Origin of the sequence: Streptomyces sp. MspMP-M5 (assembly GCF_000373585.1) — a bacterium.
Taxonomy (GTDB): domain Bacteria; phylum Actinomycetota; class Actinomycetes; order Streptomycetales; family Streptomycetaceae; genus Streptomyces.
The window spans coordinates 59,393-82,682 of sequence record NZ_KB891918.1 but is presented as its reverse complement, the minus strand read 5'-3'; the positions used below and the strand labels follow the sequence as shown (position 1 = coordinate 82,682).

The following is a 23,290-nucleotide window of genomic DNA, read 5'->3' as shown; positions in this document are numbered from 1 at the left end:
GACGTCGGGGTGTCCGGGCCGGGGTCGTACCGGAAGGGGTGCCGGTCAGCCGGCGAACCAGCGGACGGGCTCGGGCCGCAGGTTCTCGTAGATGTGCTTGCTCTCCCGGTACTCGTCGAGTCCGGTCGGCCCCAGCTCGCGGCCGATGCCGGACTTCCCGAAGCCGCCCCATTCGGCCTGCGGCAGGTAGGGGTGGTAGTCGTTGATCCACACGGTGCCGTGCCGCAGCCGGGCGGCGACCCGGCGGGCGCGCGCGGTGTCGGCGGAGAAGACCGCACCGGCCAGTCCGTACTCGGTGTCGTTGGCGAGCGCGACGGCCTCGTCCTCGGTGGTGAAGGTCTCGACGGTGAGGATCGGCCCGAAGGTCTCCTCCCGGACGACCTTCATCCCGCGGTGGCAGCCGTCCAGCACGGTCGGCAGGTAGAAGTAGCCGCCGGCCGGCCGGACGTCGCTCGGCTCGGGGCGGGCGCCGCCGCAGCGCAGGCTCGCACCCTCGGCCAGCGCGGAGGCGACATACGCCTCGACCTTGTCCAGCTGCTGCTGGGAGACCAGCGGGCCGCACTCCACGCCCTCTTCGGTCCCCCGGCCGAGCTTGATCTTCTCGGCGCGGCGGGCGAGTTCGGCGACGAAGCGGTCCCGCACCGCCTCCTCGATGATCAGCCGGGCGCCGGCCGAGCAGACCTGCCCGCTGTGGATGAACGCCGCGTTCAGCGCCTGGTCGACGGCGGTGTCGAAGCCCTCGTCGGTGGCGCAGGCGTCGGCGAACACCACGTTGGGGTTCTTGCCACCCAGCTCCAGGGCGATCTTCTTGGCGCCGGAGACCGCCGCCGCGCCCGCCTTGGTGCCGCTGACCAGTCCGCCGGTGAAGGAGAAGAGGTCCACGTCGGGGTGGTCGGCCAGCCGCTGGCCGACGGGCAGCCCGGCGCCGGTGACGATGTTGGCGACGCCGTCCGGCAGCCCCGCCTCGACCAGCAGCCGGACCAGGTGCACGGTCGAGAGCGGGGTGACCTCGCTGGGCTTGATCACAAAGGTGTTGCCGGCCGCGAGGGCCGGCGCGATCTTCCAACTGGCCTGCAGCAGCGGGTAGTTCCAGGGCGTGATCAGCGCGCACACACCGACCGGCTCGTGCACGACGACGCTGTGCACGTCGGCCGACCCGGCGTCCACGACCCGCCCGCCGCTCTCGTTGACGACGAGGTCGGCGAAGTAGCGGAAGGCGTTGGTGACGTCGTCGACGTCGACCCGGCCCTCCTCCAGGGTCTTGCCGGTGTCCCGGCTCTCGATCAGCGCGATCTTCTCGCGGTCGCGCTGGAGCAGGCCGGCGACCCGGCGCAGCAGCGCCGACCGCTCGGCCACCGGCGTGCGGGGCCACACCCCGGCGCCGCCGTCGAAGGCCGCCTTGGCCGCCGCGACGGCCGCGTCGGCGTCCTCGGCGCCGCCCTCGGCGACCACCTGGAGCGTCGTGGCGTCGGCGGGGTCCAGGACCTCGCGCGTGGCACCGGAGGCGGCCGCCCGCCACAGCCCGCCTACGTGAATGGTCTCGCTTGTCTCGGTTGCCGCCACGACTGTCCTTCTGCCTTCCGTTTTCCGGATGTGTTCCCGCCGGCGGCCGGGCCGTCCAGTGATCTTCACTGGTTCAACCACTGCCCCGCCAGCAACGTGGACCCCTAACCCAAACCTCCGTTCCTATGCCGGAACATTCATCGAAAGTGACCCGAGTCACCCCGAGGCGCCCGACCTCTCCGCATGCGCCCGAATAGCCCGGAAAGTACTCTGAATAGCCGTATGCCCACCCCGGGAGCCTCCCGGACGGCCCACCGCGGTCCCGGGAGCCCCTCCGGACGGAGGTGCCGAGATGCCCCGCAGACGCCCCTCCCTCACCGCCCTGGCCTGCGGCGCGGCCGGCCTGATCGCGGCCGCCACCTGCGCCGCCGTCGCCCCGGCCGACGACCCCGGCGACGAGGGCGACCTCGCCCACAAGTCGGCCCAGCAGATCTCCGACGAGGCCCTGCACGCCCTCCTCGGCGCGACCTCCGTACGGCTGCGCACCGAGACCTCCGTCGACGCCACCAAGCTCGACCTCACGCTTGACCGGGCCGGGAACTGCGCCGGCGACATCAGCAACGGCGCACAGGGCCGGGTCGACCTGATCAAGCACGGCAAGGACGTCTGGCTCAAGCCCGACGCCGCCTTCTGGAAGAGCCAGCTGCCCGGCGACGAGGGCACCACCGCGGCCCGCACCTACCGGGACCGCTTCCTCCACGGCACCACCGACGACAGCTTCCTGCAGAGCCTCGCCGCCGCCTGCGACCTCACCGCCTTCCAGAAGGCGGTCACCCCGCAGTCGCCCGCCCCCGAGGAGAGCCCCTCCCCGGCCCCCGCCGTCACGCTCTCCAAGGGCCGCCCCACCACCCACGAGGGCACCCGCGTCCTCCCCGTCGTCAAGAAGGCCGGCGACGCCACCCAGACCGTCTACGTCGCCATCAAGGGCACCCACTACCCCCTGAAGCTCGCCACCCGGGTCGACGACGAAACCAGCACCGTCCTGCTCAGCGACTACGACCACCCGGTCTCCACGCACACCCCGCCCCCGGGCCAGACCATCGACGTCTCCGTCCTGGAGGGGGGCCAGAACCAGTCCGTGTGACGTCAGCCCCCGCCGGACTTTCACCCCCGTGACGTTCGTACATACGTATCGTTGAACCGTGCGGCTCCCCGCATCCCGCGGCGGAGCGGGGAGGAGCGGCACGATGACCATCAGCCTTGAGCGAACCGAATGGATCGAGATGGCCAAGTCCGGTGATCTGACGTTGGACCAGTTGTTCGATCAGCTGGAGCGGATGCCCGTCCCCGAGGGATACAAGGTCGAGATCGTCGAGGGGACCGTCTTCATGTCACCGCAGCGGGATGTCCACTGGGACACCATCTTCGAGATCACGACGGCGCTGCGAGAGCAATTCGGCGGGAAGAAAAGGCTGGTGAAGTCCGACGTACGGATCGACTTCCCCGGCGAAAAGAACGGCTTCTGCCCGGACGTCGCCAAGCTCGCCGAGAACGCCAAGAAGGAGAACGGCCGCTGGCGCTACCAGGACGTCGAGTTCGTGGCGGAGGTCATCTCCAAAGGGACCGCCGCGAACGACTACGGCCCCAAATTGACGGCCTATGCCACCGCCGAAGTCCCTGTCTACGTCATCGCCGACCCCTACCTCGGCCGGTGCCGCGTGTTCACCCAGCCCAAAGACGGCGACTACGAGAACGACGTCACCGTCTCCTACGGCGAACCCATCGACCTCACCGACACCGTCCTCGGCATGACGCTCTCGACGGAGGATTTCCCCCGGGACTGACCGCCCGGTCCCGGCGAGCCGCCCCGGGCGCCCGCGCGGTGCGCGAGACACTGCCGCCATGGAGAGCAAGGCACCCAAGGCAGTACTCCAGGGCGGTCCCGAGGGGATCAGCAAGCGGATCGTCGAGGTGGAACCCGGGGCGGGCGACCTGAAGGTCCCGTACCGCGGTGGCTACGAGCACTTCCGGCCGACCACGCGGGAGTGGGACACCGCCGACGGCCGGCTGCCGGTGTACGAGTGGTGGGAGCGGACCGAGCTGCCCGGCTGACGGCCCGGCCGGCTGCTCCGGTGGACGGCCGCTCGGGTGGACGGCCGTCAGGTGGTGGGCGCGAAGGAGTCCAGGGCGATCCGCTGGACCTCCGCCTGCCGGGGCCAGTCGGCGTCCGGGCCCAGGGCGAGGACCGCGAACTGGCGGCCGTCGGGGACCGTGAAGGCGCAGTCCACGGCCCGGACGCGGACGCCCAGGCGGTCGCTGTCGTAGGCGTAGGTCAGCTGGGCGCCGTCGGGGCCGGGCGGGCCCTGGCGCGGTTCCAGGCCCAGCTCCTTGTAACCGGGGTTGCCGGCAAGGCCCTTGGACGCCTGCTCCAGGGCCTGTCGCGGGGTGAGGTCGGGCTCGGTGATCTGGAATATCTGCAGCAGGCTGCGGCCGTCCGGCGAGGTGTAGAAGACCCCGGTGGAGCGCAGCTCGCGCCGCCAGTCGTCGGGGACGGCGAGGGTGAAACCCTTCTCGTCGTGCACGAGGTGGGAGCCGCTGGGCACGGCCGTGGCGGAGGCGGAGGCGGAGACGTCGGCGCTGGGCGAGGCGGAGGGCGCCGCCGCGTTGGTCGGGGTGGCGGTCGCGGTGCCGCTCGCCGAGGCCGTGGGGCGGGCGGGCGTGGCGTGCGGGCCGCGGCCCCACAGGGCGTAGGCCCCGCCGGCACCGGCCACGACGACGGCCACCGCGGAGGCGATCAAGATCCGGGTCCGGCGGCCGGTGGCCACGGCGGGCACGGGCATCCCCGCCGTGTCCGGGCCGGTGGCCGGTGGCGGCCAGGGAGCGTAGGCGGGTTCGGCGGGCTCGTTCGCGCCCGGTCCGGGGGCAGTGGGCGGCGGGGGCGCGGCCGGGCGAGGTGGCACCGGGCCGGTGTACGCGCGGGTGGGGCGCGCGGGGCCGGTCTCCCAGGACTGGGTGTCGGGGTTCCAGCGCGGTTCGGGGCCTTGGGGCACGGGCGTCACCCTCCCAGGAGGGCGGCGACCGCCTGGACCACCGCCGCGCCGGACGCCAGCAGCCCCACCACGGCGCCGGCGTCGGTCAGCGCGGTGCGCAGCCGGGCCAGCCGGCCGGGGGCGGCGGCGCCGGTGCCGGTGATCTCCTCCTCGGTGCCGGCGAGTTCGGCCGTCAGCGCCCGGACCTCGGGGCTCTCCACGGCCCGCCCGAGGTCCTCGCGGAGGGTGCGGGCGGCCTGGAGGAGCTGTTCGTGGGCCGGGTCGATCGCGGGTGCGGCGCCCTGGGCGTTGGTGCCGTGGTGGGTGACGGTGTTGTGGTCGCCGATGGCGAAGGCGCCCTGGACACTGCCGATGTGGATGCCGTCGCCCTTGCCGTTCGCGTCAGCTGATGCCACGTCAGGACCTGCCCTTCGGGGAGGAGTCGACCCCGCTCCGCGGAGCGGGGTCGCCGTTGCTGGTGATGGTGTTGTGGTCGCCGATGCCGACGGCGCCCTGGGCGGACTCGACATAGACCCCGCCGTCGGCGACATGGACGATGCGCTGCTCGAACTCGGCGGTCTGGTACCCCGCGTCGTGCAGCGCGCTTGTGACGCCGGCCGCCACCCGCTGCTGAACGGTCTTCAGATAGCGGGCCACGTCCATGTACTGGAAGAGCGACGCCTCACCGGTCGCGGCCAGTTCACGGACGGAGGCGGCCGGGCCCTCCGGGAGGGCGGCGCCGTGGCCCTCGGTGGCCAGCCGCCAGGTGGCGCCCAGCCCGCGCGCCAGGGTGAGCAGCGCCTCGCCGGCGGACCGGGGGCTGTGGCTCAGCGCCCAGACCGCCTTGCCGAAGCGGTCGTGGTGACGGTACTGGTGGGCGATCCGGTCGGCGTCCTGGAAGAGCGGGCGCAGCGGCCACAGCACATGCGGGGCCACCTCCATCATCAGCATCCCGCCCTGGGTGTGGACGCGGACGAAGACCGTGGTGACCACGCCTTCGTGCCATCCGCCGACCCGGATCCGCAGGAAGTGCCGGCGGGTCTCCCCGCCCTCCTCCAGGGCGGCGGCCCGGTGCGCCTCGAAGGCGGCGGGGGCGTACGGCGCGGCGGCGCGGCTCGGCAGGCCGTCGACGGGCAGGAAGACGCACTGGTCGACCTCCAGGGCGCGCAGCCGGTCGCGGACCGCGTCCGCCGTCTCCGGCGAGCCGGACGGCACCCGCAGCGCCTCGACCAGCGGGACGATGCGGGCGAGGATCTCGCCGTTGTCCAGCGGCAGGGCGGCGCCGTCGGCCCGGGGCACCAGCTCCACCGACAGCGACCACGGCTTGAACGGCTCGCCCGCGCCGCAGAACGGATCGCCGGGGCGGTACATCACCAGCGGCCCGTGCTGCTCGGTCCGCACCCGCTCGCGCAGCCGCTGGAAGCGGACGCCCTCGGCTTGCTCGGCCGGGTCGGACATCATGTCGGGGAAGCGCTCGCGGGACAGTTCGCGGGCCAGCGCGCGGGCGAACTGGCCCCGCTTGAGGGCGACCAGGACGGTCACGAGCACCGGCAGCGCCAGGGTGACCCAGACGGCGAAGAGGACGGCGGAGTCCGAACCACCGATATCCGCGGCCGGGTTGGGCCATCCGCTGCCGGAGGGCAGGCCGGAGGCCCCGGAGGGCAGGCCGGTGGTTCCGGCGCCCGAGACGGCGGAGCCGAGGTACGCCACCAGCAGTGCGGTCGGCGACTGCGCCAGCGCGAGCAGCCGCAGCATGCTCTCGTTGCCGAAGGCCGCCAGCGCCAGACCCGCCAGAAAGAGCGTCAGTGAGATCCGGGCGTACCAGCGCAACAGGAAGGAGACGAAGCCCGTCAGCCCGGCCGCGACCGGCAGCCGGCGCACGAATCGGGCCAGGCCCAGCAGAATGACGGGGCTGAGATAGGCCAGCGCCAGCCCCTGCGACAGCACGATGACCACGATCCAGGTGAACAGGATCGCCGCCGACCAGCCGAGCTCCAGCCGGCGGGCGCGCAGGGCGTGGGCGAGCACCCGGGCCGCGTCGATGCCCAGGGAGGGGGCGGCGAACCGCTCCTCGTGGACATAGAGTTCGTCGATCACGGTGTCGCGGAAGGTCTCGTCGAGGTAGGTCCCGGCACACAGCAGGCGGGTGGCCTCGCTGGCCGCGGGCGGGGTCGCGGGGAGCGGTGCGGGCACCGGAGCACCCGTGGATTCCTTCCGCAGCCGTGGCCGTCCCTCCGGCCCTCCTGGCTGCGCGGGCACCTCGTTACCAGTCATCCAGCCTCCCCCGTGCCTGCCGATCCGCGCCTACGCGCACCCCTCACAACGCGCCGGCGCGGCGGCGCAGTTCCGCCGGCGCGCATCATCACCCGTACGTGTGAAGGGACCGCAGAGCATAGAGGAGCGGGGGCCACCGTGTCAGCGCGTTGCCAATCCCTGACTTTCCGTCAACGGACCGAGCCCGCACGGCCGTTGGGCCGTACGGGCTCGGAAGGGGGTGGTGCGGCGGTGCGCCGGCGCCGGCTCAGATCAGGCCGAGGGCACGGACCGCCTCGCGCTCCTCCGACAGCTCCTTGACGGAGGCGTCGATGCGGGCGCGGGAGAAGTCGTTGATCTCCAGGCCCTGGACGATCTCGTACGTGCCGTCCTTGGTGGTGACGGGGAAGGAGGAGATCAGGCCCTCCGGGACGCCGTAGGAGCCGTCCGAGGGGATGCCCATGGAGGTCCAGTCGCCCTCGGCGGTGCCGTTGACCCAGGTGTGGACGTGGTCGATGGCGGCGTTGGCGGCGGAGGCGGCCGACGAGGCACCGCGGGCCTCGATGATCGCGGCACCGCGCTTGGCGACGGTCGGGATGAAGGTGTCGGCCAGCCACTTCTCGTCGTTGACGGCCTCGGCGGCGTTCTTGCCGGCGACCGTGGCGTGGAAGATGTCCGGGTACTGAGTGGCCGAGTGGTTGCCCCAGATGGTCAGGCGGCGGATCTCGGACACCGGGGTGCCGGTCTTCTGCGCGAGCTGGGTGACCGCGCGGTTGTGGTCCAGCCGGGTCATCGCGGTGAAGCGCTCGCGCGGCACGTCCGGGGCGGCGGCCTGGGCGATCAGCGCGTTGGTGTTGGCCGGGTTGCCGACGACCAGGACCTTGATGTCGTCCGCGGCGTGGTCGTTGATGGCCTTGCCCTGCGGCTTGAAGATGCCGCCGTTGGCCTCCAGCAGGTCGCCGCGCTCCATGCCCTTGGTGCGGGGGCGGGCGCCGACGAGCAGCGCGACGTTGGCGCCGTCGAAGGCCACGTTCGGGTCGTCGGTGATGTCGATGCCCTGGAGGAGCGGGAAGGCGCAGTCGTCGAGCTCCATCGCGGTGCCCTCGGCGGCCTTGAGACCCTGCGGGATCTCCAGGAGGCGCAGCTTGACCGGCACGTCCGCGCCGAGCAGATGGCCGGAGGCGATGCGGAAGAGGAGGGCGTAACCGATCTGGCCGGCGGCGCCGGTCACGGTGACGTTGACGGGAGTGCGGGTCATGGCGATCTCCTGCGCGGTATTCCGGGGGCAAGCCCCTGGACCACCTTGGGTCGGCGGTGGGTGTCCCTGCCCATTCATCGAGGTCTCTTGGTATCGAGAGACCCGGCGTCAGGCTATCGGACCCCCGACCCGCGCAGGTGACGGGCCGGTGTGGGACACCTCACCGGCCGTCACGCCGGCCGCGGCGGCCGCCCGCTCTCGGAGGGGTAGCGCGGGCGGCCGGCGGTTGTGCCATACCCGTGGGGGGTTGTGGTGCGCATGCCCGGGATACGGGAGGCCAATCCCCCCACTTTCGCGTCGGTTTCACGGGGAGGGCGATTCCCGGCCAGGCGCGGAGGCCCGCCGCGGCCGGCTCAGGCGGGCGCCATCGCCTTCTGGAGCCCGGCGTCCACCGCCTCCAGGAACTGGTCGGTGGTCAGCCACGGCTGGGCCGGGCCGATCAGCAGCGCCAGGTCCCTGGTCATCTGGCCGCCCTCGACGGTCTCCACACAGACCCGTTCCAGGGTGTGGGCGAAGCGGGTCACCTCGGGTGTGTCGTCCAGTTTGCCGCGGTGCGCCAGGCCGCGGGTCCAGGCGAAGACCGAGGCGACGGGATTGGTGGAGGTGGCCTTGCCCTGCTGGTGCTGCCGGTAGTGGCGGGTGACGGTGCCGTGCGCCGCCTCGGCCTCCAGGGTCCGGCCGTCGGGCGTCATCAGCACCGAGGTCATCAGCCCGAGCGAGCCGAAACCCTGGGCGACGATGTCGGACTGGACGTCGCCGTCGTAGTTCTTGCAGGCCCAGACGTAGCCGCCGGACGACTTCAGGGCCGCGGCCACCATGTCGTCGATCAGCCGGTGCTCGTAGGTCAGGCCGCGGGCCTCGAACTCGGTCCGGAACTCGCCGTCGAAGACCTCCTGGAAGAGGTCCTTGAAGCGGCCGTCGTACTTCTTGAGGATCGTGTTCTTCGTGGAGAGGTAGACGGGATAGCCGCGGTCCAGTCCGTAGCGGAACGACGCCCGGGCGAAGTCGCGGATCGAGTCGTCGTGGTTGTACATCGCCAGGGCCACGCCGGCGCCGGGGAATTGGTGCACCTCCAGCTCGGTCGGCTCGCCGCCGTCCGCCGGGGCGAAGGTCAGGGTGAGCGTGCCGGGTCCGGGGACCTTGAGGTCGGTGGCGCGGTACTGGTCGCCGAAGGCGTGGCGGCCGACGACGATGGGGCTGGTCCAGCCGGGGACGAGCCGGGGCACGTTCTCCATGATGATGGGCTCGCGGAAGATCACGCCGCCGAGGATGTCGCGGATGGTCCCGTTCGGCGAGCGGTACATCGCCTTGAGGTTGAACTCCTCGACCCGGGCCTCGTCCGGGGTGATCGTCGCGCACTTCACTCCGACGCCGTACTCCTGGACGGCGTGCGCGGCGTCGACGGTCACTTGGTCGCTGGTGGCGTCCCGGTGCTCGATGCCCAGGTCGAAGTACTTCAGGTCGATGTCGAGGTACGGGAGGATCAGCCGGTCCCTGATGGACGACCAGATGATGCGGGTCATCTCGTCGCCGTCGATCTCGACGACGGGGCGGTCAACCTTGATCTTGGCCATGCGTGGACGTCCCTCTCGCGGTTGGGGCACCCCCCGGAGGTCGCCAAGTTACCCGCGTCACACAGGCCCGCGGCGCTACGGCACGAGGTGTGCCGCAGCGCCGCGGAGATCCGTCAGAAGCGCCCTAGCGGACCGTGAAGTGGACGATGTCGTCCAGGAACGGGATGTGAATCCACGGCTTGGGCTGCACCATCATCGCCAGGATCACGATCACGAAGCCCAGGCCGCCGTAGGTGATCATGTCGGTGAAGCGGGACCGGACGGCCAGCATCCCCACCGACGGCAGCGCCCACCGCAGCACCGCGCCGCCCAGTAGGGACAGCCCGATCACGATCGAGCCGATCCGGAACGCGTCCAGCGCGACCAGCAGCAGCCCGAGGGCGACCCCGCCCAGCACGGTCAGCAGCGGCCACTGCCGGGCCGGCGCCGGGTAGTCGCCCGAGGCGGCCCGGCCGCCGCCCTCGGGGCGGGCGGTGTCGCGGGTCAGCTGCGGAAAGCGGCGCGAGGTGCGCTGCGGCTCGGACGCACCCTCCGAGTGCGCTTCGGCAGCCATGTCTGGCGGTCAGCCCCTTCCGGTGTCCGGGTCGGTGTGGAGATCGGTGGAGAGGTCGGGTGTCGCGGGTGCGTCGCCCGCGCGGGACGCGGGACGGCGGGCCCTCTTCCAGGCTCGCACGTCCGGGCTGGTCAGAGGCCGGCCGCGCGCTCCGCCGCCTCGACGACGTTGACCAGCAGCTGGGCGCGGGTCATCGGGCCGACGCCGCCCGGGTTGGGGGCGACCCAGCCGGCCACCTCGGCGACGCCGGGGTGCACATCGCCGACGATCTTGCCGTGCTCGTCCCGGCTGACGCCCACGTCCAGGACGGCCGCGCCGGGCTTGACGTCCTCGGGCTTGATGATGTGCGGCACACCGGCGGCGGCGACGATGATGTCGGCCTGCTTCAGGTGGGCGGAGAGGTCGCGGGTGCCGGTGTGGCACTGGGTGACCGTGGCGTTCTCGGACTTGCGGGTGAGCACCAGCGGCATCGGCCGGCCGATGGTGATGCCGCGGCCGACGACGACCACGTGCGCGCCCTTGATCTCGACGTCGTGCCGCCGCAGCAGCTGGACGATGCCGTACGGGGTGCAGGGCAGCGGGCCCTCGATGCCGAGGACCAGGCGGCCCAGGCTCATCGGGTGCAGCCCGTCGGCGTCCTTGGCCGGATCCATCAGCTCCAACACGCGGTTGGCGTCGATGCCCTTGGGGAGCGGGAGTTGGACGATGTAACCGGTGCAGGCCGGGTCCTCGTTGAGCTCCCGGACGACGGCCTCGATCTCTTCCTGGGTGGCGGTCTCCGGCAGTTCGCGCTGGATGGACGCGATGCCCACCTGTGCGCAGTCCCGGTGCTTGCCGTTGACGTACCAGCGGCTGCCGGGGTCGTCGCCGACGAGCAGGGTGCCCAGGCCGGGGGTGACACCCTTGGCCTTCAGCGCCTCCACGCGGGCGGTGAGCTCGGACTTGATCGCGGCGGCGGTGGCCTTGCCATCCAGAATCTGGGCAGTCATACCCCCCATCCTCCCGGATGGAGGTGCCCGTGTTCCAATCAGGGCGCGCGGACGGCAGTTGTCCTGAAATGATCATTGCGGTTGCACAAAGGCTGACCGCCTTGACTGGACAGACGGAATCCTCACCTAGAAGGATTGACGGCGCAGTGCCGCAGGCATCGTCGGGGGCGGGCCATGAATACACCTGTTTTTCCTCCGAGTCACGCCGCGTCGTCCCCCACTGACACCAACGGAGGAAAGCAGCACCATGAGCTTCGGTGACCCGAACAACCCCTACGGCCAGCCGCCGCAGGCCCCCCAGGGCCCGTACGGCCAGCAGCCGCCGGTCCCGCCGCAGGGCGGCCAGCCGGGCTACGGCTACCCGCAGCAGGGCGCCCCGCAGCAGCCCCAGCAGCCGTACGGCTACCCCCAGCAGGGGCAGGTCCCGCCGCAGGGTCAGCCGGGCTACGGCTACGCGCAGCAGCCGGCCGCGCCGTACGGACAGCCGGGCATGCCCGGGATGCCGGGAATGCCGATGGGTTACGCGAGCTGGGGGGCGCGGGTCGGCGCCTTCCTGATCGACGGCCTCATCATCGCCGCGGTGCCGGTCATCCTGTTCATCATCAGCGGCGTCATTGCGGGCGCCTCGGCCAGCAGGTCCATCCCGGACACCTCCAGCTGCCCTCCGGGGGACTACACCTGCGTCTCGAACGCCATCAACTCGGCCTCGTCGAGCAGCACGCCGGTCGGTGCCCTCCTGGTGGGGGCGCTCGGCTATGTGGTCATGCTGGCCGCGGTCATCTTCCTCATCGCCAAGGAAGGCAGCACCGGCCAGACCCCGGGCAAGAAGGCGCTGGGCATCAAGGTGATCAAGGAGTCCACCGGCCAGACCCTCGGCTTCGGCATGACGTTCGTGCGTTTCCTCTGCCGCTACCTGAACGGTGTGCTGTGTGGCATCGGCTACCTGTGGCCGCTGTGGGACGAGAAGAACCAGACCTTCGGGGACAAGATCGTCGGCAACGTGGTCGTCCAGGTCCCCAAGTAATGCCGTAACGGGCCCTCGGACGCCCGCAACAGCCGATGAAGGCCCCCTCGCAGCAGCGACCGGGGGCCTTCGTGGCGCTCGCCGATACCGCTTCGCCTCGCCTCGCCTGGAAGGGCACCGCTCGTGAGCTATCCCAATCCCAACCCCTACGGCCCCCCGCCGGGACAGCAGCCCGGTTACGGCTATCCCCAGCAGCCCATGCAGCCACAGCCGCCGCAACAGCAGCCGATGGCCCCGTACGGCCCGTACCCGGGCGGTCCGATGCCCGCGGCGCAGATGCCGTACCCGACGGTGATGCCGGGCGGCGTCAAGGCGGCCCGGGCGCTGCTGTTCGTGCTCGCCGGGCTGAACCTCATCGGCCTGGTGCTGGCGGTGATGGGACTGGGCGACGTCACCAAGGCGTCGCACAAGGCCGCTTCCTCGCCCTATGAGGACATGTCGATGTTCAGCGTCGGCAAGGGCGTGCTGATCGCGGTGATCGCGATCATCGTGATCTTCACGGTGGCCGCGATCACGCTCGCCGCGCAGTTCGCCAACGGCGGCAAGGGCGTCCGCGTGGCCACCATCGTCTCCTGCGTCATCGGCATCGTCATGAGCCTGGGCACCTTCCCGTTCGGTCTGGTGCACACCGTGCTGGGCATCCTGGTGCTGGTCTTCGTCTCCAAGGACGACGGCAACGCCTGGTTCAGCCGGCCGCGTTACTGACCGCGGCGGCCCCGTGCACGGCGGAGGGCCGCACCCCGAAGTGACGGGGTGCGGCCCTTCGCGCGCGACCGGTCCGGCTCAGTGGAAGAAGTGCCGGGTGCCGGTGAAGTACATCGTCACGCCGGCCTTCTCGGCGGCCTCGACGACCTGCTCGTCACGGATCGAGCCGCCCGGCTGGACGATCGCCCGCACCCCGGCGCCGATGAGGATCTCCGGGCCGTCGGGGAACGGGAAGAAGGCGTCGGACGCCGCGTAGGAGCCGCGCGCCCGCTCCTCGCCCGCGCGCTCCACGGCGAGCTTGCAGGAGTCGACGCGGTTGACCTGGCCCATGCCGACGCCGACCGAGGCGCCGTCCTTGGCGAGCAGGATCGCGTTGGACTTGACGGCCCGGCACGCCTTCCAGGCGAAGGCCAGTTCCGCCAGCTCCTCGGGGGAGAGCGCCTCGCCGGTCGCCAGCGTCCAGTTGGCCGGGTCGTCGCCGTCGGCCTGGAGCCGGTCGGTGACCTGGAGCAGCACACCGCCGTCGATCTGCTTGGCCTCGACCCGGTTGCAGGGCGCGCTCGGGGCCTTCAGCACACGGAGGTTCTTCTTCTTGGTGAGGGCCTCCAGGGCCCCCTCCTCGTAGTCCGGGGCGACGATCACCTCGGTGAAGATGCCGGCGACCCGCTCGGCCATCTCCTTGCTGACCGGCCGATTCACGGCGATCACCCCGCCGTACGCGGAGACCGGGTCGCAGTCGTGCGCCTTGCGGTGCGCCTCGGCGACGTCCGAACCGACCGCGATACCACAGGGGTTGGCGTGCTTGATGATCGCGACGCACGGCTCGTCGTGGTCGTACGCGGCACGGCGGGCGGCGTCCGTGTCCGTGTAGTTGTTGTACGACATCTCCTTGCCGTGCAGCTGCTCGGCCGCCGCGAGACCGCCACTGCCGTCGACGTAGAGGGCGGCGGGCTGGTGCGGATTCTCGCCGTAGCGCAGGGTGTTGGCGCGCTCGAAGGTGGTCCCGACGAAGTCCGGGAAGCGCGACTCGTCGACGGGCGCGTACGAGGACGCGAACCAGGAGGCGACGGCCACGTCGTAGGCGGCGGTGTGCTGGAACGCCTCGGCGGCCAGGCGCTTGCGGGTGGCCAGGTCGAAGCCGCCGCCGTTGACGGCCGCGAGGACGTCGGCGTAGCGCTCGGGGCTGGTGACCACGGCGACCGAGGGGTGGTTCTTGGCGGCGGCGCGGACCATCGAGGGGCCGCCGATGTCGATCTGCTCGACGCACTCGTCCGCCGAGGCGCCCGAAGCGACGGTCTCGCGGAACGGGTAGAGGTTGACGACGACCAGGTCGAACGGCTCCACGCCCAGCTCGGCGAGCTGCTCGCGGTGCGGCTCCAGACGCAGGTCGGCGAGGATGCCGGCGTGCACCTTGGGGTGCAGGGTCTTGACCCGGCCGTCGAGGCACTCGGGGAAGCCGGTGAGCTCCTCGACCTTGGTGACCGGCACCCCGGCGGCGGCGATCCGCGCGGCCGTCGACCCGGTCGAGACCAGCTGGACGCCCGCCGCGTGCAGCCCCTGGGCCAGCTCCTCCAGCCCGGACTTGTCGTAGACGCTGACCAGTGCGCGGCGAATGGGCCGCTGCGTACCTTCGGTGGCGGTGCCTTCGGTGGCGGTCACGAGATACGTACCTTTCGTCCCTCTATGTGGTAGCCGTGACGGGCCAGACGCCCCACGACATCGACGAGCAGCGAGCGCTCGACTTCCTTGATGCGCTCATGCAGCGCGGATTCGTCGTCCTCCTCCCGGACCTCGACCACGCCCTGGGCGATGATCGGGCCGGTGTCGACGCCGTCGTCGACGAAGTGGACGGTGCAGCCGGTGACCTTCGCGCCGTACGCGAGCGCGTCGCGCACACCGTGGGCACCGGGAAAGCTGGGCAGCAGCGCCGGGTGGGTGTTGACCGTCCGGCCGCCGAAACGGGCCAGGAAGCCCTTGCCGAGGATCTTCATGAAGCCGGCCGAAACCACCAGGTCGGGAGCGTGCGCGGCGGTCGCCTCGGTGAGCGCCGCGTCCCAGGCCGCGCGGTCCGGGTAGTCCCGGACCCGGCAGACGAACGTCGGCAGCCCGGCCCGCTCGGCGCGCTCCAGGCCGGCGATCCCGGTGCGGTCGGCGCCCACGGCCACGATCTCGGCGCCGTACGCGGCGGCGCCCTCCTCGGCGATGGCGTCGAGCAGCGCCTGGAGGTTGGTGCCCGAACCGGAGACGAGTACCACGATGCGGGCCGGGGCGGCGCGAGCGGGAAGAGAAGAGGGGGCCACGGTGGAGGTCTTTCTCGCCAGGTCTTGCGGGTCTGGGGTGCTGGAGTGCTGTCCGGGGGCTCTGCGGTCTTTGTGCGGTCGTACAAAGCGAGGGGTTTCCTGAATCCGGGGAACCCTACGAAGGCGCCGACCGTCAGCAACGATACCGGCACACCGCGCGGCCCCCGCGGGACGGGGGCGGGCACGGGAGGTAGCGTCGGGCGGGAGAACGCATGCAGTTCATGGTGACCGTCCGCCCGGCCCACCCGCCGGACGGACGCCCGCGACAAGGGGAAGACTCACTCCAGATGCCGGACCGACGCCGCCGCGCGGCTCTCCTCCTCCCTCCCCCGGCCATCGCCGGAGGAGGGTGCCCCCAGCCCCCCACCGCCCCGGGGGTGGTCGTCCTGCCGCGCGAGCGCAAGTCGTCGTCCGCCCCGGACTCACCGTCCGCCGGTGGCCCGGGCCCGTCCTCCGCCGGCCGGGACGACAACCCGTTCGCGCCGCCGCCGGCCGGCACCCCCGACCAGGAGTGGCGCCCGCGCCCCCACCTCACCGGACAGGCGCAGGGCGACGGCGACGGCGACGAGGAGCAGCCGCAGGACCAGCCGCCGGCCTGGGGCAGCCAGTGGAGCAGCCGCCAACCGGGCCGGCAGGGCGGCGGGTTCGGCACCCGGCCGGGCCGGGGCGGCGGCCAGGGAGGCCCCGGCGGTCCGGGCGGGCCCGGAGGACCGGGCGGCGGCCCCGGCGGGCTGCGCTGGGACCCCACCGACCCGCTCCAGCGCCGGGCCCGCTACGCCCTGCTGGCCGGGATGTGGGCGTTCTTCTTCGTCCTCTTCAGCCTGCCGGAGGTGGCGCTGCTGCTGGGTGCGCTCGCCCTCTACTGGGGCATCAGCGCGCTGCGCGGCAAGCCCGCCCCGAAGAAGGCGACCGCCGCGGCCCTGGAGGGGCGTCCGGCCGGCGGCGCCACCCCGCCCCCGCCGGGCCGGCCCGGCGGCGCCCCAGCCGCGGCGCCCCGGCCGCAGACCACCTCCGCGATCGCCGGCCTGGTGACCGCCTCGCTGGCGCTGATGATGGTGGCCGCGACATTCACCGTGCAGATCGTCTACCGCGACTACTTCACCTGCGTGAACGACGCACTGACCCAGGCGGCGGGCAAGTCCTGCGAGCGGCTCCTGCCGCCGCAGCTCCGGCCGCTGCTCAGCCAGCAACAGCAGCCACAGTAGGGACCGGGCGCGCCTGGGCGCGCCCTCAGGCCGCGCTCTCCTGGTCGCCGCCCCGGCCGTCCTTGCCCCGGCGGGCCCGCTCGCGGCGGCCCCTGCCGCGGCCGGTCCACCGGCCGGCCGGTCGGCCCGCCCGGCGTTCGCGCCGGCTGGGCTCGGCGCTCGGCGCCGCCGGGTCCGGCGTCGTCGTGACCGCTGTCGTCGGGGCCGCTGCCGTCGTGACCGCTGCCGTCGTGACCGCTGCCGGGTCCAGCGTCGGGTCCGTCGTCGGCTCCGGCTCCCGGTGCGGTTCCGGGCTCGGCTCCCCGCTCAACTCTCCGCTCGAATCCGGGCTCGGGTCCGGGCACACGTCCGGGCTCGGCTCCGGGCCGGACGCCCGGCCGCGGCGGAACAGGTGGCCCGGCAGGGCACGGAGCCCCGGGCCGCGGCCCTCGACCGCCCGCCGCTCGGCCCGCCGCCAGGCGCGCAGCCCCAGCGTCCCGGGCACCCCGGCCAGCGCCGTCCAGCCCGCCGCCACGGGGCCGGTGAGCCACCCGGCGGGCCCGAACGACACGAGCGTGCCCTCGCCCAGCGCCCCACCGGCCAGACCGCCCAGCACCCCCATCGCCACCCCGCACAGCACCGCCGCCACGGCGGCCGTGCCGGCGGTCCGCCCCCAGGAGCGGTGGCCGTCCCCGGCCGCGTACCGGGCCAGCAGCACCGCCGCGGACGCCGGCACCACCAGGGCCGGCGCGATCTGCCACCAGGAGCCGGGCCCCGGCGCCGGCAGGCCGCTGAGCAGCGGGAAGTGCGGCAGCGGAGGGCGCGGCGAAGTGGCCAGCGGCCCGACCGCGGTGCCCGCGCCGACCGTGAAGCCGGGCCCGAGTCCGTAGGCGGCGCCCCAGACGGCCGCGTTGGGGAGCAGGGCGAGGCAGAGCAGCAGCACCGTGCAGCGGCCGGCCCAGTCGGGGGCGAGCTGCCCCAGGTCGTCGGCGAACCGCCCCGGGTGCAGGGCCAGTCCGAGGAGGACGAGCGCGGCGCCGGAGGCGAGCAGCGCGAGGGTGGCGGCGCCGGCCGCGCGCAGGGCGGTGTCGAGGCGGGGGCCGGTGAGGGCGGCGCGGAGGGTGTCGGGCAGTGCCCGGAAGGCGCGCGGCACCCGCGCCGGCAGCAGCGCCGCGGCGTCCCGGCCGAGGAGACGCCAGGCGGTCGCGCCGAGCGTGGCGGCGGCGGTGCCGGGGACGGCGAGCAGCGCGGAGAGCGGCGCCGCGGTCAGCCGGCCGGTCGAGGCGTAGACCAGCGCGGCGGCGGCGACCAGCAGGTATCCGGCGAGCAGAGCGCCGAGCAGGGTGCGCGGGGCGACCGCGGTGCCGTCGTCGCGGCGCTGGTCGGCGGCGGTGGCCAGGGTGTCCCGGGCGGCGCGGTGGAGCAGCCAGACGGGGAGGACGCACAGCAGCAGCGGGGTCACCGCGAGGGGCGCCGGGGCGCCGGACAGCGTCGTCTCGCGGACCAGGCCGCCGCCGTGCGCCATGAACCAGAGCCCGGCGGCCAGATGCAGCGCCCGGGAGGGGCCGCTGTCGGGATACGGGGAGGCGACCCAGAGCAGCAGGACGGCGACCGCGAGCGCACCGAGGCCGAGTCCGGCGGCGGTCACCCCGCTGACGGCGGCCGCGGCGATCGCGGACGAGCGCTGCGCGGCGGTCCGGCCGTGCGAGGACAGCGGGGTGCCGCGTTCGGTCAACTGGCTCACACGGCCATGCTGCCAATAACGCCCCTTTCCGCCACGTACCGGGCATCCGTCCGACGTGTCGCGCGCGCTCCGCCGCCCGCGTTTCCAGACTTCCGGTATGAGCGAGCACGACCGGCGGCAGCACCCGACCACCCCCGACGCCCCGCACGACACCCCGCCCGACGCCACTCCCCTCACCGATGTCGACGCATCGTCAAAATCCATTGAAAAACGGTTAGTTGACTGTCCATCAGCAGCTTTCGACGCGCTCTACGCTGCGCACGCCGGGCCGTTGATCCGGCAGACGCTGCTGCTCACCGGACGGGCCCGGCTCGCGCGGCGGGCCGTCGAGCGGGCGTTCCAGACGGCCTGGCAGCGGTGGCCGGAGGTGGTGGCGGACCCGGACCCGGTGGGATGGGTGCGGGCGGCCGCGTACGAGTACGCGCTGGCGCCGTGGCGGCGGCTGTTCCCCGGGCTGCGGCCCGCCGAACGTCCCGGGCCCGGGACGCCCGCGCCGCCGCCGGCCGTGCCGGCGGACCATGCGCTGCTGACCGCGGTGCTGGCGCTGCCGGTCCCGTACCGCCGGGCGCTGCTGCTGCACGACGGGATCGGGCTGGGGCTGCACGAGACCGCGGCGGAGGTGGAGGCCAGTACGCCGGCGGCGACCGGGCGGCTGACGCACGCCCGGGAGTGCCTGGCCGAGCAGCTGCCGGAGCTGGGGCTGAAGGGGCTGCCGCCGGACCGGCAGGGCGCGGTGCTGCACGCGCGGCTGGGCGCCCTGGCGGCGCCGCACCCGGTGGTGGTGCCGCCGGCGCGGGAGGTGCGGACCGGGGCGGAGCGGCGGGCCCGGCTGACCACCCGTACCGGGTTCGGGGCGGCCGGGCTGCTGGCGGTGACGGCGCTGGCGGTGTCGTTGGGCACGCCGGACGGCTACCGGCCGCCGCCGCGGCGGCCGGCGGTGGCGGCCCCGTCCGCGGCACCGGGACCGGCGGCGGTGCCCCCGGCGGCCCAGCAGGCGGACCGGCCGCGACCGCACCACCGGAAGGGCGGGCACCCCGCCGGGCGGCACCGGGCGCTGCCGAACGGCGCCCGGCTCACCCCCGACGCCCGGTGAACGGGGCGCGCCCCGGCGGCCGCCGGAAGCGGGAACGGCCGTGGGCCCGCACCCGGAAAGGGGTGCGGGCCCACGGCCGTCATACGGTGCCGCCGCGGCGGTACGCGGACGGGAACGCGGTTCAGCCGCCCAGGATCTCGCGGGCCAGCAGCGCGGTCTCGGACGGGGTCTTGCCGACCTTCACGCCCGCGGCCTCCAGGGCCTCCTTCTTCGCCTGGGCGGTGCCGGACGAGCCGGACACGATGGCGCCGGCGTGGCCCATCGTCTTGCCCTCGGGCGCGGTGAAGCCCGCCACGTAGCCGACGACCGGCTTGGTGACGTTCGCCTTGATGAAGTCGGCGGCCCGCTCCTCGGCGTCGCCGCCGATCTCACCGATCATCACGATCAGGTCGGTGTCGGGGTCGTCCTGGAACGCCTTGAGGGCGTCGATGTGGGTGGTGCCGATGACCGGGTCGCCACCGATGCCGACGGCCGACGAGAAGCCGATGTCCCGCAGCTCGTACATCATCTGGTAGGTCAGCGTGCCGGACTTCGACACCAGGCCGATGCGGCCGGGCTTGGTGATGTCGCCCGGGATGATGCCGGCGTTGGACTGGCCCGGGGTGATCAGGCCGGGGCAGTTCGGGCCGATGATCCGGGTCTTGTTGCCCTTGGCCTTGGCGTACGCCCAGAAGGCGGCGGAGTCGTGCACCGCGATGCCCTCGGTGATGACGACGGCCAGCGGGATCTCGGCGTCGATCGCCTCGACGACGGCGGCCTTGGCGAAGGCTGGCGGGACGAAGAGGACGGAGACGTTGGCGCCCGTCTTCTCCATCGCCTCCTTGACGGAGCCGAAGACCGGGACGGACGTGCCGTCGAAGTCGACCTCGGTGCCCGCCTTGCGCGGGTTCACGCCGCCCACGATGTTGGTGCCGTCACCGAGCATCAGCTTGGTGTGCTTCATGCCGGTGGCGCCGGTCATCCCCTGGACGATGACCTTGCTGTCCTTGGTGAGGAAGATAGCCATGGTTGTTGGAGTCCTCGTCCCTTACTTGGCCGCGGCCAGCTCGGCGGCCTTGTCGGCCGCGCCATCCATCGTGTCCACACGCTGCACCAGCGGGTGGTTGGCGTCCGAGAGGATCTTGCGACCCAGCTCGGCGTTGTTGCCGTCGAGGCGGACGACCAGCGGCTTGGTGACGTTCTCGCCCTTGGACTTCAGCAGCTCCAGGGCCTGCACGATGCCGTTGGCGACCTCGTCGCAGGCGGTGATGCCACCGAAGACGTTGACGAACACCGACTTGACGTCCGGGTCGCCGAGGATGATCTCCAGGCCGTTGGCCATGACCTCGGCGGAGGCGCCGCCGCCGATGTCGAGGAAGTTGGCGGGCTTGACGCCGCCGTGGTTCTCACCGGCGTAGGCGACGACGTCCAGGGTGCTCATGACGAGACCCGCGCCATTGCCGATGATGCCGACCTGGCCGTCGAGCTTGACGTAGTTCAGGCCCTTGGCCTTGGCGGCGGCCTCGAGCGGGTTGGCCGCGGCCTTGTCCTCCAGGGCCTCGTGCTCCGGCTGGCGGAACTCGGCGTTGGCGTCCAGGGAGACCTTGCCGTCGAGGGCGAGGACGTCACCGGAGGCGACCTTGGCCAGCGGGTTGACCTCGACGAGGAGGGCGTCCTCCTTCACGAAGGTCTGCCACAGGGTGACCATCACCTCGGCGACCTTCTCGGCGACGTCGGCCGGGAACTGCGCCTGGGCGACGATCTCGCGGGCCTTCTCGATGGAGACGCCCTCGTTGGCGTCGACCGGGACCTTGGCGAGCTTCTCGGGGGTCGTCGCGGCGACCTCCTCGATGTCCATGCCGCCCGCGACCGAGGCCATGGCCAGGAAGGTGCGGTTGGTGCGGTCGAGGAGGTACGAGACGTAGTACTCCTCGGCGATCTCGGGCGCCGTCTCGGCGATCATCACCTTGTGGACCGTGTGGCCCTTGATGTCCATGCCCAGGATGTCCGTCGCACGCGCGACGGCCTCGTCCGGGGTGGCGGCCAGCTTGACGCCGCCGGCCTTGCCGCGGCCGCCGACCTTGACCTGCGCCTTGACGACAGACTTGCCGCCCAGCCGCTCGGTCACCTCGCGCGCCGCCTCAGGCGTGTCGATGACTTCACCGGCCAGCACCGGTACACCGTGCTTGGCGAAGAGGTCCCTCGCCTGGTACTCGAACAGGTCCACGCGCGTCCGTCCCTTGTCTTCTCAGAATCGCCGTAGTGATCGCGGTTCGTTCGTCTGCGATGGGCGTGCCGCGAAGGGCAACGTGACGGCGCTGTCACAGGGGAGGCGTATACACGGTGTCCGGATACGCGGCATGTCCGTCTCGCAGGGTATCGCCGCTGGACATGCCTCCCTAAATCACAGATCACACTCCGGCGGTGATTACGGTCACAGATCTTTTGGCCAACGTACGATGCCGCCCCTTTTCCGCAGGGATGCCACGGCGCGTCGGGGGGATTTCACAGGGGCGAGCGGCTCGGGGTGAGGCATTCCTGCTCCGGGTGAGGCTCCGCCGTCGTCCGTCGTCCGTCGTCCGCCGTCTGCCGTCCGCTGCGCGCTGTGACGGCGGGCGCCGTTGATCCCTGGTGAGCGTCGCCGCGTTCGTCAGTTCGGTGGTAAGTCCCGTTGGACAGGCGGCAACTCCCGTTCCCGGCTTGGGAATACGCCCCCTGCCCCAGCACGTTGTGGCCCCGAAGGGGGGCCGCGCACCCCCTAGGGAATCCGTTCCCCTCCCCCCTACGGGAAACCCCGCCCCCCGCCCACGAAAAAGCCGGGTGGCCCTCCCCCACAGAGGGCCACCCGGCGTCTTTCACTGGGCGGTGCGCAGCGATCCCCACATCACTCCGGCCGCCTCATCCGGCGTCCCGCGTGCCCCGGTTTCCCGGCCGCCGCCGCGGCCGTTCCGCCGGTGCACTCCGTACGGTCCGCCGGACGGATCAGAGGCCCTGCACGGGGAGCGCGGGCACCGCCGGGATGTTGGCCACGTGGGTCAGGTCGGCGACGTGCGCGGGCACGGCCGGGGCCAGGCCCTGGGCGCCGGCGACGGTGGTGGTCGCGGTGCCCTTGGCGTCCGTCACCACGACGCCGGTCAGGCCCTGCGCGAACGGCACTGCGTCGCCGCCCACGCCCTGCGCGAGCAGGGTGGCCTGACCGGCGACGCCCTGCGCGAACGGCACCGCCTGGCCCTGGGCACCCTGCGCGAAGACCTGGACGCGGCCGCCGACGACGGTCACGAACGGGGTGGCGTGGCCGGCGGCGTCACCGGCGAGCGCGCCCGCGTTGCCGACCGCGCCCTGGGCGACCGGCAGGACCTTGGCGACCGTGCGGCCGGCGACCGGCGGCAGCACGTCGGCGGCGGTGCGGTCGACGACCGGACGCGCGGTGGCCAGGGCGCCCTGGGCCTGCTTGGTCAGCTGCTCGGGGCGCAGCCCCGCACCGGCGAGACCGGCCAGCAGGTTGTCGGCGGAACCCGGGGCCTTGGGCAGGCCGGGGACCTTGGGCAGCGCGGGGACGCCGGGCAGGCCCTTGGGCAGGCCGCCGGGCAGCTTGGCGGCGGGAACGCCGGGGACCGCCGGCAGCTTGCCGTTCACCAGCTTGCCGGCCTTGCCCAGCTCGGCGTGGCCGGCGGCCTTGGTGACCTGCTTGACGGCCTTCGTGGCCTGCTTGGTGTCGACGGCCTTCTGGACGTCACCGGTGTTCAGGCCGGACAGGCCGGCACCGCCGACGAGCTTGCGCACGCCGTCCACGACGCCGCCGACCTGCGGAAGCCGACCGGTGGGCAGCTTGTCGGCCGACACGCCACCGCCGCCGAGGGCCCCGGTCGCCTTGCCGGCCAGGCCGTTCACGGTGGCGGTGGCGGTGCCGGCGGCCTTCTGGACGGTGCCGGTGACCGCGCCGGTGGGCAGGTGCCCGGCCGCACCGGTGACGGTGCCGACGGCCGGCAGGTCCGGCGTGGCCGGCAGCTCCGCGGCATTGGCGGCGACCGAACCCAGGGCCCACAGGCCGGTGGCGGTGGCGGCGACGGCGATGGAACGGCGGATGTTGGTGCGCATGGTG

The 23,290-nt window shown here is 72.9% G+C and carries 21 protein-coding genes; 7 read left to right on the top strand and 14 right to left on the bottom strand.

All coding sequences use genetic code 11. The annotated features are described in order from the left end of the window. Positions 1-45: 45 nt before the first annotated feature. Positions 46-1,521 carry an aldehyde dehydrogenase family protein gene (locus B073_RS0129350; RefSeq protein ID WP_026247844.1) on the bottom strand — a complete coding sequence of 492 codons (1,476 nt, stop codon included), beginning with the start codon at positions 1,519-1,521 and terminating at the stop codon, positions 46-48. Positions 1,522-1,855: 334 nt separating this feature from the next. Here B073_RS0129350 and B073_RS0129345 point away from each other — a divergent pair, with 334 nt between their 5' ends. The 3 genes from B073_RS0129345 (at position 1,856) to B073_RS0129335 (ending at position 3,615) form a co-directional block, all read left to right on the top strand. Beyond that, entirely contained in the window at positions 1,856-2,647 is a 792-nt protein-coding gene (locus B073_RS0129345; protein ID WP_018541656.1) for a hypothetical protein, read from the top strand. Between the two features lie 103 nt (positions 2,648-2,750). Next, a complete protein-coding gene (locus B073_RS0129340) occupies positions 2,751-3,347 on the top strand; it encodes a Uma2 family endonuclease (RefSeq protein WP_018541655.1) in 597 nt (198 codons plus the stop codon). Between the two features lie 58 nt (positions 3,348-3,405). Continuing rightward, on the top strand, positions 3,406-3,615 hold the full coding sequence (locus B073_RS0129335; protein WP_018541654.1) for a DUF5988 family protein: 210 nt from the start codon (positions 3,406-3,408) through the stop codon (positions 3,613-3,615). Between the two features lie 47 nt (positions 3,616-3,662). Here the strand turns inward: B073_RS0129335 and B073_RS0129330 are convergent, their stop codons facing one another. The 7 genes from B073_RS0129330 to B073_RS0129300 all read right to left on the bottom strand — a co-directional run bounded on the left by B073_RS0129330 (position 3,663) and on the right by B073_RS0129300 (position 11,159). Further along, positions 3,663-4,553, bottom strand: coding sequence for a hypothetical protein (locus tag B073_RS0129330; RefSeq protein WP_026247843.1), 891 nt, complete (start codon positions 4,551-4,553; stop codon positions 3,663-3,665). A 5-nt stretch (positions 4,554-4,558) separates the two neighbouring features. Continuing rightward, entirely contained in the window at positions 4,559-4,948 is a 390-nt protein-coding gene (locus tag B073_RS0129325) for a hypothetical protein (protein WP_018541652.1), read from the bottom strand. A 1-nt stretch (position 4,949) separates the two neighbouring features. Beyond that, on the bottom strand, positions 4,950-6,806 hold the full coding sequence (locus B073_RS0129320) for a hypothetical protein (RefSeq protein WP_026247842.1): 1,857 nt from the start codon (positions 6,804-6,806) through the stop codon (positions 4,950-4,952). 247 nt (positions 6,807-7,053) lie between these two features. Beyond that, entirely contained in the window at positions 7,054-8,043 is a 990-nt protein-coding gene (locus B073_RS0129315; protein ID WP_018541650.1) for a malate dehydrogenase, read from the bottom strand. Positions 8,044-8,396: 353 nt separating this feature from the next. Then, positions 8,397-9,617 (bottom strand): NADP-dependent isocitrate dehydrogenase, encoded by a 1,221-nt coding sequence (locus B073_RS0129310; protein WP_018541649.1) that lies wholly within the window; start codon positions 9,615-9,617, stop codon positions 8,397-8,399. A 124-nt stretch (positions 9,618-9,741) separates the two neighbouring features. After that, on the bottom strand, positions 9,742-10,170 hold the full coding sequence (locus B073_RS0129305) for a DUF3017 domain-containing protein (RefSeq protein ID WP_018541648.1): 429 nt from the start codon (positions 10,168-10,170) through the stop codon (positions 9,742-9,744). Between the two features lie 131 nt (positions 10,171-10,301). Then, positions 10,302-11,159: a bifunctional methylenetetrahydrofolate dehydrogenase/methenyltetrahydrofolate cyclohydrolase gene (locus B073_RS0129300; RefSeq protein ID WP_018541647.1), complete on the bottom strand. Its 858-nt coding sequence runs from the start codon at positions 11,157-11,159 to the stop codon at positions 10,302-10,304. Positions 11,160-11,406: 247 nt separating this feature from the next. Here B073_RS0129300 and B073_RS0129295 point away from each other — a divergent pair, with 247 nt between their 5' ends. Then, positions 11,407-12,183, top strand: coding sequence for an RDD family protein (locus tag B073_RS0129295; protein ID WP_018541646.1), 777 nt, complete (start codon positions 11,407-11,409; stop codon positions 12,181-12,183). 123 nt (positions 12,184-12,306) lie between these two features. Continuing rightward, positions 12,307-12,888 (top strand): hypothetical protein, encoded by a 582-nt coding sequence (locus B073_RS0129290; RefSeq protein ID WP_018541645.1) that lies wholly within the window; start codon positions 12,307-12,309, stop codon positions 12,886-12,888. A gap of 78 nt (positions 12,889-12,966) precedes the next feature. Here the strand turns inward: B073_RS0129290 and purH are convergent, their stop codons facing one another. Beyond that, positions 12,967-14,547, bottom strand: coding sequence for a bifunctional phosphoribosylaminoimidazolecarboxamide formyltransferase/IMP cyclohydrolase (purH, locus tag B073_RS0129285; RefSeq protein WP_018541644.1), 1,581 nt, complete (start codon positions 14,545-14,547; stop codon positions 12,967-12,969). Next, a complete protein-coding gene (gene purN, locus B073_RS0129280; RefSeq protein WP_051094243.1) occupies positions 14,544-15,188 on the bottom strand; it encodes a phosphoribosylglycinamide formyltransferase in 645 nt (214 codons plus the stop codon). The genes purH and purN overlap by 4 nt, the downstream gene beginning before the upstream one ends. Before the next feature lie 287 nt (positions 15,189-15,475). Here purN and B073_RS0129275 point away from each other — a divergent pair, with 287 nt between their 5' ends. Further along, positions 15,476-16,393: a hypothetical protein gene (locus tag B073_RS0129275; RefSeq protein ID WP_234025194.1), complete on the top strand. Its 918-nt coding sequence runs from the start codon at positions 15,476-15,478 to the stop codon at positions 16,391-16,393. Positions 16,394-16,418: 25 nt separating this feature from the next. On the opposite strand, the gene B073_RS41455 is transcribed toward B073_RS0129275, so the two are convergent. Continuing rightward, entirely contained in the window at positions 16,419-18,116 is a 1,698-nt protein-coding gene (locus B073_RS41455) for a DUF6350 family protein (protein ID WP_199788209.1), read from the bottom strand. Between the two features lie 97 nt (positions 18,117-18,213). On the opposite strand from B073_RS41455, the gene B073_RS0129265 reads away from it, so the two are divergent. Next, positions 18,214-19,209, top strand: a complete 996-nt coding sequence (locus B073_RS0129265) for a hypothetical protein (protein ID WP_026247841.1) — start codon at positions 18,214-18,216, stop codon at positions 19,207-19,209. A 121-nt stretch (positions 19,210-19,330) separates the two neighbouring features. On the opposite strand, the gene sucD is transcribed toward B073_RS0129265, so the two are convergent. The 3 genes from sucD to B073_RS0129250 all read right to left on the bottom strand — a co-directional run bounded on the left by sucD (position 19,331) and on the right by B073_RS0129250 (position 23,286). Next, positions 19,331-20,215, bottom strand: a complete 885-nt coding sequence (gene sucD, locus B073_RS0129260; protein WP_018541640.1) for a succinate--CoA ligase subunit alpha — start codon at positions 20,213-20,215, stop codon at positions 19,331-19,333. 21 nt (positions 20,216-20,236) lie between these two features. After that, the gene (sucC, locus tag B073_RS0129255; protein ID WP_018541639.1) at positions 20,237-21,415 is read right to left on the bottom strand and encodes an ADP-forming succinate--CoA ligase subunit beta; all 1,179 of its coding nucleotides are present in this window, start codon (positions 21,413-21,415) and stop codon (positions 20,237-20,239) included. Between the two features lie 755 nt (positions 21,416-22,170). After that, on the bottom strand, positions 22,171-23,286 hold the full coding sequence (locus B073_RS0129250) for a hypothetical protein (RefSeq protein ID WP_018541638.1): 1,116 nt from the start codon (positions 23,284-23,286) through the stop codon (positions 22,171-22,173). Positions 23,287-23,290: the final 4 nt, after the last annotated feature.